Source organism: Paraburkholderia sp., from assembly GCF_024281035.1.
Lineage (GTDB): Bacteria > Pseudomonadota > Gammaproteobacteria > Burkholderiales > Burkholderiaceae > Paraburkholderia.
On the sequence record NZ_JAMXLH010000037.1, the window covers coordinates 75,175 to 83,169 of the forward strand.

The 7,995-nt window shown below is 64.0% G+C and carries 8 protein-coding genes; all 8 read left to right on the plus strand.

Features of this window, described 5'->3' with window-relative positions; genetic code table 11:
- Nucleotides 1-95 precede the first annotated feature (95 nt).
- Entirely contained in the window at nucleotides 96-1,337 is a 1,242-nt protein-coding gene (gene fabF / locus Q0L30_RS13275; protein ID WP_296656887.1) for a beta-ketoacyl-ACP synthase II, read from the plus strand.
- Complete coding sequence (locus Q0L30_RS13280) at nucleotides 1,334-1,828, plus strand: hypothetical protein (RefSeq protein WP_296656889.1); 495 nt, start codon at nucleotides 1,334-1,336, stop codon at nucleotides 1,826-1,828. Before fabF ends, Q0L30_RS13280 begins: the two co-directional genes overlap by 4 nt.
- Before the next feature lie 133 nt (nucleotides 1,829-1,961).
- Complete coding sequence (gene rpoE, locus Q0L30_RS13285) at nucleotides 1,962-2,561, plus strand: RNA polymerase sigma factor RpoE (protein ID WP_296656890.1); 600 nt, start codon at nucleotides 1,962-1,964, stop codon at nucleotides 2,559-2,561.
- Between the two features lie 103 nt (nucleotides 2,562-2,664).
- Entirely contained in the window at nucleotides 2,665-3,315 is a 651-nt protein-coding gene (locus Q0L30_RS13290; protein WP_296656909.1) for an RseA family anti-sigma factor, read from the plus strand.
- A 5-nt stretch (nucleotides 3,316-3,320) separates the two neighbouring features.
- Nucleotides 3,321-4,361 carry a MucB/RseB C-terminal domain-containing protein gene (locus Q0L30_RS13295; protein WP_296656892.1) on the plus strand — a complete coding sequence of 347 codons (1,041 nt, stop codon included), beginning with the start codon at nucleotides 3,321-3,323 and terminating at the stop codon, nucleotides 4,359-4,361.
- Nucleotides 4,362-4,381: 20 nt separating this feature from the next.
- Nucleotides 4,382-5,902 (plus strand): DegQ family serine endoprotease, encoded by a 1,521-nt coding sequence (locus Q0L30_RS13300; RefSeq protein WP_296656893.1) that lies wholly within the window; start codon nucleotides 4,382-4,384, stop codon nucleotides 5,900-5,902.
- Nucleotides 5,902-6,162 carry a glutaredoxin family protein gene (locus tag Q0L30_RS13305; protein WP_296656911.1) on the plus strand — a complete coding sequence of 87 codons (261 nt, stop codon included), beginning with the start codon at nucleotides 5,902-5,904 and terminating at the stop codon, nucleotides 6,160-6,162. Before Q0L30_RS13300 ends, Q0L30_RS13305 begins: the two co-directional genes overlap by 1 nt.
- Nucleotides 6,163-6,289: 127 nt before the next feature.
- The coding region (gene lepA / locus Q0L30_RS13310) for a translation elongation factor 4 (RefSeq protein WP_296656895.1) at nucleotides 6,290-7,995 on the plus strand (1,706 nt) is incomplete at its 3' end.

The following is a 7,995-nucleotide window of genomic DNA, read 5'->3' on the forward strand; positions in this document are numbered from 1 at the left end:
GGGCTCTTGCCGGTCAACTAGCCACAGGGCTCACAGGAGCATCTCCTGCGGCCTCTGTGGCTTTTGTTTTTGTCATCTATGGAAAAGGGGTTACCGTGAGCCGCCGTCGAGTTGTTGTTACAGGCCTGGGGCTGATTTCGCCTGTTGGCAATAATGTTGCCGACGGCTGGGCCAATGTGGTCGCCGGGAAATCCGGCATTGCCAACATCACGAAGTTCGATGCCACGAACTATTCGACCCGCTTCGCCGGTGAGGTGAAGGGCTTCAACGTCGAGGAGTACATCCCCGGGAAAGAAGCGCGCCACATGGATGCGTTTATCCATTTCGGCATCGCCGCGGGCATCCAGGCAATGCAGGACAGCGGCATCGAGATCACCGAGGAGAATGCCGAGCGCATCGGCGTCGTGGTGGGCTCGGGCATCGGCGGCCTGCCGATGATCGAAGTCACCCAGACCGAACTGCTGAACCGCGGCCCGCGCCGTATTTCGCCGTTCTTCGTGCCCGCGTCGATCATCAACATGATCTCCGGCCATCTGTCGATCAAGTACGGCATCAAGGGCCCGAATCTCGCGATGGTCACGGCCTGCACGACCGGTCTGCACTGCATCGGCGAGGCGTCGCGTCTCATCGAGTACGGCGATGCCGACGTGATGATCGCGGGCGGCGCGGAATCGACCGTTTCGCCGCTCGGCGTCGGCGGTTTCGCTGCGGCGCGCGCGCTTTCGCAGCGCAACGACGATCCGGCAACGGCGAGCCGTCCGTGGGACAAGGATCGTGACGGCTTCGTGCTGGGCGAGGGCGCAGGCGTGATGGTCCTCGAAGAGTACGAGCACGCGAAGAAGCGCGGCGCGAAGATCTATGCCGAAATCACCGGCTACGGCATGAGCGGCGACGCCTATCACATGACCGCGCCGCTCGAAAACGGCGACGGCGCGCGCCGCTGCATGCTGGCGGCAATGCGCAACGCGCGTGTGAATGCCGACGAGGTGAACTGGCTGAGTGCGCACGGCACGTCGACGCCGCTTGGCGACCTCGCGGAAACCAACGCGATCAAGCGCGCATTCGGCGACCACTCGAAGAACATCGTCGTGAACTCGACCAAGTCGATGACCGGGCACCTGCTCGGCGGCGCGGGCGGTCTCGAATCGGTGTTCACGGTGCTTTCCGTGCACAACCAGATCTCGCCGCCGACGATCAACATCTTCAACCAGGATCCCGAGTGCGACCTGGACTACTGCGCGAACACCGCGCGGGACATGAAGATCGATATCGCGCTGAAGAACTCGTTCGGGTTCGGCGGCACGAACGGCACGCTGGTCTTCAAACGTCACGTTTGACCCGCATCGAGCGTGAAGCGGCTGCGCCGGATTCTCCGGCCAGCCGCGATTCCGTTTTTCTCACGCGGCGCCCCGGCGCGCCGTGCATCCTGTTGCGACGCTCCGCGGCGCTTCATGTTGTCCTTGCCGCCGGTATCGGCGTGGCGGCCGCCGCCGTCCATACGTCGCTCGCACCCTGGCTGGGCGACGCTCGCGCCATCGTTCCCACACTCGCTTCCCTTGCCCTCTGCGGACTGGCCGCTGCGGCGTGGCATCGCACGCAGCCTGCCGTCATCGAAATGGGGCCCGATTTTCTCGCGGCCTATGGAAAGGATGGCGCTTGCACCGCGCGGGGACGTTTGACCGGCGCGTCACAATGGGGCACCAGCCTGCTCGCGCTGACGGTCGAGGGGAGCGCCGGGCGCACAACCGTGCTGGTCGCTGCCGATGCGCTCGAACCCGATGCCTTTCGTACGCTGGCCGTACGGGCGCGGTGCGCGGCCGGACGCTGAGTGAACAGCGATTCGACCGTGCGCAACGGATTCGCTGTAACGACTGTAACGGCCAATACGGGCGTAACGTGACGGGAGGGACAGGGCGCTACAATGGTGCCCCGCATCTACCATGAGCTAACGGATTTTTCAGGTGAGCGAAAAAGAAATCGACCAGATGCTGGTTGAGCGCGTGCAAAAAGGCGACAAAGCCGCATTCGAGCTTCTGGTTGCCAAATACCACCGCAAGATCATCCGTCTGATCTCGCGCCTTGTGCGGGATCCCGCGGAGGTCGAGGATGTGGCCCAGGACGCCTTTATCAAGGCGTACCGGGCGTTGCCGCAGTTTCGCGGCGAGTCCGCTTTCTATACGTGGTTGTACCGGATTGCCGTCAACACGGCGAAGAACTACCTTGCGACCCAGGGTAGACGCGCCCCGACATCTACCGAAGCAGATGCAGAAGAGGCTGAAACTTTCTCGGATGCCGATCAACTAAGGGATATCAACACGCCCGAGTCGATGTTGATGAGCAAGCAGATCGCGCAAACGGTCAATGCTGCCATGGCGATGCTGCCGGAGGAGTTGCGCACCGCCATTACACTTCGGGAAATTGAAGGTTTGAGCTACGAGGAAATCGCCGAGATGATGGGGTGCCCCATAGGCACCGTCAGATCACGGATATTCCGCGCTCGCGAAGCCATTGCGGCAAAATTGCGTCCGTTGCTGGACACGCCGGAAGGCAAGCGCTGGTAACCACGCCGGTAACCAGTGCGCCGCCGGCCACGAATGCGATTTACCGGGTTGGTGTCACCGCGTGTATCACAACAGGGCAGTCTGAAAGGAAATGGGGAGCATCATGGGATCGGTCTCGATGCAATCGGTGCTAGGCTCGCGCGGCGAGCGTCTGTCTGCTTTTGTTGACGGAGAACTGACCGCTGGCGAGCGTCCAGACGGGATATTTTCTGATTTCGATCAAGAAGGGCGTGCGAGCTGGTCGGCGTACCACCTGATCGGCGACGTGCTGCGCTCGGACGATCTCGCGCTCAGCGCAGCCGCAAGCCAGTCGTTCATGGCGGGCTTCGCCGCGCGTTTCGAGACGGAGCCGCACGTGCTCGCGCCCGCCGCGCTGCCGGTCGCGCGTCCCGCCTCAGGTGGGTCCGCACGCGGTGCCGCACGCATTCTCGCGCTGCGTCACCGCATCGTTCCGACGCTCGCGGTTGCCGCTGCCGCCGCCATGCTCACGTGGATCGTCGTGCCGCAGATGCACGGCGTGGGCAACGTCGGCGGCGCGCAGGTCGCGTCGGTATCGTCCTCGGGCGACGGCGTGCAGCGTGTCGCGATGAACGCGGTGCCGGCGCAGACCGCTGCCGTGCAAGACGGCAATATCATTCGCGACGCGCGTCTCGATGCGTATCTGGAAGCGCATCAGCAGTTCGCGCAACAGCCCGTCATGTCGGATTCCATGCCGCTGATCCAGGCCGCTACCCTCACCACGTCTCGCCAGTAAGTCTGATGCCGACACCGCAGCGCTATAAAACGACAATCTGGGGGCGGCTGCCGGCATTCCTGTGCTACGCGGCCGTATTGCTGACCGTACTGTCCGCGGCTGCGCACGCCGCCGCACAGCCCGCGCCGCAAGACGCCGCCCAGTGGCTCGACCGCATCCAGCAGGCGGCCCAGCAGCAGAATTACGAAGGCACGTTCGTTTATCAGCGCGGCCCGTTCGTGCAATCGTCGCGCATCACGCACTACGGGACGAAGAACGACGGCGAGTACGAGCAGCTCGAAAGTCTCGACGGCAAGCCGCGCAAGCTCCTGCGCCATAACGACGACGTCTACACGTTCGTGCCCGAGCGCAAGTTCTGTGTCGTCGAAAAGCGCCAGAACAAGGACGCGTTCCCCGCGCTGCTCGCCACGAGCGGCGACCACGTGCTGTCCGTCTACACCCCGAAAATGCTCGGCACCGACCGTGTCGCGGGCATCGAAAGCCAGGTCATCGCACTCCAGCCGAAGGACGGCTACCGCTTCGCCTACAAGTTCTGGGCCGACGCGAAGACGGGGCTCCTGCTGCGTGCGCAGACGATCGACCCGGCAAGCGGACAGGTGCTCGAACAGCTGTCGTTCACGCAGATCCGCATCGGCGTGCCGCTCGACAAGGCGCCGATCGTCAGCGGCATGCACAACACGGCTGGCTGGACCATGGTGCATCCGCCGCTCGAACCGGTCGACATGGAAGCTCAGGGCTGGAAATTCGGCTCGCCCGTGCCCGGTTTCCGCAAGGTCCGCGAACTGCGCCGCCCGATGGCCGCAACCGATGCGAACGAGCCGCCCATCCCCGTCGATCAGGCGGTTTTCTCCGATGGGCTGGCGGCAATCTCGATCTTTGTCGAGCCGGTCAAGAACAACAGCCGCAAGGAAGGGGCCGGTAGCAACGGCGCGACTCACGTCCTCGTGAAGCGCAGCGGCGACTACTGGATCACGCTCCTCGGGGAAGTGCCCCAAAGCACGTTGCAGCAGTTTGCGTCTGCCATAGAATACAAACCTCCCAGGTAATTCCTTCGGCTGACAACGATATGACGATTTTCCCGCTGCGCAAATTGTTCGCGGCCGCGGTGGTGGCAGCGTGCCTGCCGCTCGCACCGCACGTGGCGTCGGCGGCGCCCGCCGCCAATCTGCCGGACTTCACCGATCTGGTCGACAAGGTCGGACCATCAGTCGTCAACATCCGCACTACGACCCACGTGAGCGCCTCGCCGCACGGCCTGCCGCCGGGCACGGACGAAGGCGACATGTCGGAATTCTTCCGCCGTTTCTTCGGCATTCCGCTGCCGCAGGGCCCGCATGGCCAGTCGCCTCATGGTGGACAGGGTGGACAGGGCGGCGGCCAGGGCGGTGGCCAGGACTCGTCGCCGCCCGACAGCGGCAGCGACGCGGAGCAGAACAGCGGCGTCGGCTCGGGCTTCATCCTGTCGACTGACGGCTATGTGATGACGAACGCGCACGTCGTCGACGACGCGGACAGTATCTATGTCACGCTCACCGACAAGCGCGAGTTCAAGGCGAAGCTGATCGGCGTCGACGACCGTACGGACGTCGCCGTCGTCAAGATCGAGGCGCACAGCCTGCCGGCTGTGACCATCGGCGACTCGAACAAGCTGCGCGTGGGCGAGTGGGTCGTCGCGATCGGCTCGCCGTTCGGGCTCGAAAATACCGTCACGGCCGGCATCGTCAGCGCGAAGGGCCGGGACACGGGCGACTATCTGCCGTTCATCCAGACGGACGTGGCTGTCAACCCCGGTAATTCGGGTGGTCCGCTCATCAACATGCAGGGCGAGGTCATCGGCATCAACTCGCAGATCTACAGCCGGACCGGCGGCTTCATGGGCATTTCGTTCGCGATTCCGATCGACGAAGCGATGCGCGTCGCCGATCAGCTGGAGCGCAGCGGCAAGGTCACGCGCGGCCGCATTGCGGTGGCGATCGGCGAGGTGACGAAGGATGTCGCCGACTCGCTCGGGCTGCCGAAGGCGCAGGGCGCGCTGGTGTCGAGCGTCGAATCGGGCGGCCCGGCCGACAAGGCCGGCATCCAGCCGGGCGACATCATCCAGAAGTTCAATGGCCAGACGGTCGATAGCGCGACGGATCTGCCGCGCATGGTCGGCGACACGAAGCCGGGCACGAAGGCGACGATCACGATCTGGCGCAAGGGCCAGACGCGCGAACTGCCGATCACGATCGCCGAAATGCAGGCCGACAAGACCGCGAAGGGCGACCAGAAGAAGGCGCCCGCGCCCAAGCCGCGTGCGTCGAATTCGCTCGGCCTGTCGGTGACGGACGTTCCCGCCGATCAACTGAGCCAGCTCAAGATCAAGGGCGGCGTGCTGGTGGAATCGGTCGGCGGTCCGGCAGCGCGCGCCGGCCTTCAGAAAGGCGACATCATCCTGCGCGTGGGCGATACCGACATCACGGGTGTGAAGCAGTTCGAGGAAGTAACTGCGCGCCTCGATCCGCAGAAGATGGTGGCGGTGCTCGTGCGGCGCGGCGAGAACACGCAGTTCGTGCCGATCCGCCCGCGCAACCCGGGGCAGAAATGATGCAGACACGCACGAAACCGCCGAGCCTCGTGCTGTACGGCCGCACATGGTGTCATCTGTGCGACGACATGCACGCGGCGCTTGCACCGCTCGCCGCGGCGGCGGGCGCGCAGATCGAGGTGATCGACGTCGATTCAGACCCCGCATTTCAGGCCCTCTACGACGAACTCGTGCCGGTGCTCCTGTGCGATGGCGTCGAGTTGTGCCACTACCATCTCGACGAGGCGCGCGTGCGCGCCGCGCTCGGGTTGGGTGTCTGAGCCGCGGCGCTTTCCCGCCCCTGCCTGCCGAACCCCTTTTCGGCTAAAATAGGCCGGTTTTTCATCTGTTTACGAGGCGTGCTCTGCTTTTCGTCCGGGCGCGCCTTTTTCGCTTGATCGGCACTGAATGGATCATATTCGTAACTTCTCGATCATTGCGCACATCGACCATGGCAAGTCGACGCTCGCCGATCGCATTATCCAGTTGTGCGGCGGCCTGTCCGACCGCGAAATGGAAGCACAGGTGCTCGACTCGATGGATCTCGAGCGCGAGCGCGGCATCACGATCAAGGCGCAGACCGCTGCGCTCTCGTACAAGGCGAGGAACGGCCAGGTCTATAACCTGAACCTCATCGACACGCCGGGCCACGTCGACTTCTCCTACGAGGTGAGCCGCTCGCTCTCCGCGTGCGAGGGCGCGCTGCTCGTCGTCGATGCGAGCCAGGGCGTCGAGGCGCAGACCGTGGCGAACTGCTACACGGCGATCGAACTCGGCGTCGAGGTCGTGCCGGTGCTCAACAAGATCGACCTGCCGGCCGCGAACCCCGAGAACGCGATCGAAGAGATCGAGGACGTGATCGGCATCGACGCGACCGACGCCACGCGCTGCAGCGCGAAGACCGGCCTCGGGGTCGAAGACGTGCTCGAAGCGCTGATCGCAAAGGTGCCGCCGCCCGAGGGCGACCCCAATGCGCCGTTGCAGGCGCTCATCATCGACTCCTGGTTCGACAACTACGTCGGCGTCGTGATGCTCGTGCGCATCGTCAACGGCACGCTGCGTCCGAAGGACAAGATCAAGCTGATGGCGACCGGCGCGCAGTATCCGGTCGAGCACGTCGGCGTGTTCTCGCCGAAGTCGCGCGACCTCGACGAGCTGTCGGCGGGGCAGGTGGGCTTCATCATCGCGGGCATCAAGGAATTGGCCGCGACCAAGGTGGGCGACACCGTCACGCACGCGGGCAAGCCGGCCGACACGCCGCTGCCGGGCTTCAAGGAAGTGAAGCCGCAGGTGTTCGCGGGCCTGTATCCGGTCGAGGCGAACCAGTACGACGCGCTGCGCGAGTCGCTCGAAAAGCTCAAGCTCAACGACGCTTCGCTGCAATACGAGCCCGAAGTCTCACAGGCGCTCGGGTTCGGTTTCCGCTGCGGCTTCCTCGGTCTTCTGCACATGGAGATCGTGCAGGAGCGTCTCGAGCGCGAATTCGACATGGACCTCATCACCACGGCGCCGACCGTGGTCTACGAGGTCGTGCAGCACGACGGCACGACGGTGACGGTCGAGAATCCCGCGAAGATGCCGGAGCCCTCGAAGATCGAGGAAATCCGCGAGCCGATCGTGACTGTGAACCTGTACATGCCGCAGGATTACGTGGGTTCGGTCATCACGCTCTGTACACAGAAGCGTGGTAATCAGATCAACATGCAGTACCACGGCCGCCAGGTGCAGCTCACGTACGAAATCCCGATGGCCGAAATCGTGCTCGACTTCTTCGACCGCCTGAAGTCGGTGTCGCGCGGCTATGCGTCGATGGACTACGAGTTCAAGGAATACCGCACGTCCGATGTCGTCAAGGTCGACATGCTGATCAACGGCGACAAGGTCGATGCGCTGTCCATCATCGTGCACCGTTCGCAGTCGCAGTATCGCGGCCGCGAAGTCGCGGCGAAGATGCGCGAGATCATTCCGCGCCAGATGTACGACGTGGCCATTCAGGCGGCCATCGGCGCGCATATCATTGCGCGCGAGAACATCAAGGCGTTGCGCAAGAACGTGCTGGCCAAGTGCTATGGCGGCGACATCACGCGCAAGAAGAAGCTTCTCGAAAAGCAGAA

What these genes read in the sequence shown, in the direction of transcription:
- Q0L30_RS13300 (WP_296656893.1), top strand. Translation starts at nt 4,382, where the DNA reads ATGACGATTTTCCCGCTGCGCAAATTGTTCGCGGCCGCGGTGGTGGCA.
- Q0L30_RS13295 (WP_296656892.1), top strand. Translation starts at nt 3,321, where the DNA reads ATGCCGACACCGCAGCGCTATAAAACGACAATCTGGGGGCGGCTGCCG.
- Q0L30_RS13290 (WP_296656909.1), top strand. Translation starts at nt 2,665, where the DNA reads ATGGGATCGGTCTCGATGCAATCGGTGCTAGGCTCGCGCGGCGAGCGT.
- Q0L30_RS13305 (WP_296656911.1), top strand. Translation starts at nt 5,902, where the DNA reads ATGCAGACACGCACGAAACCGCCGAGCCTCGTGCTGTACGGCCGCACA.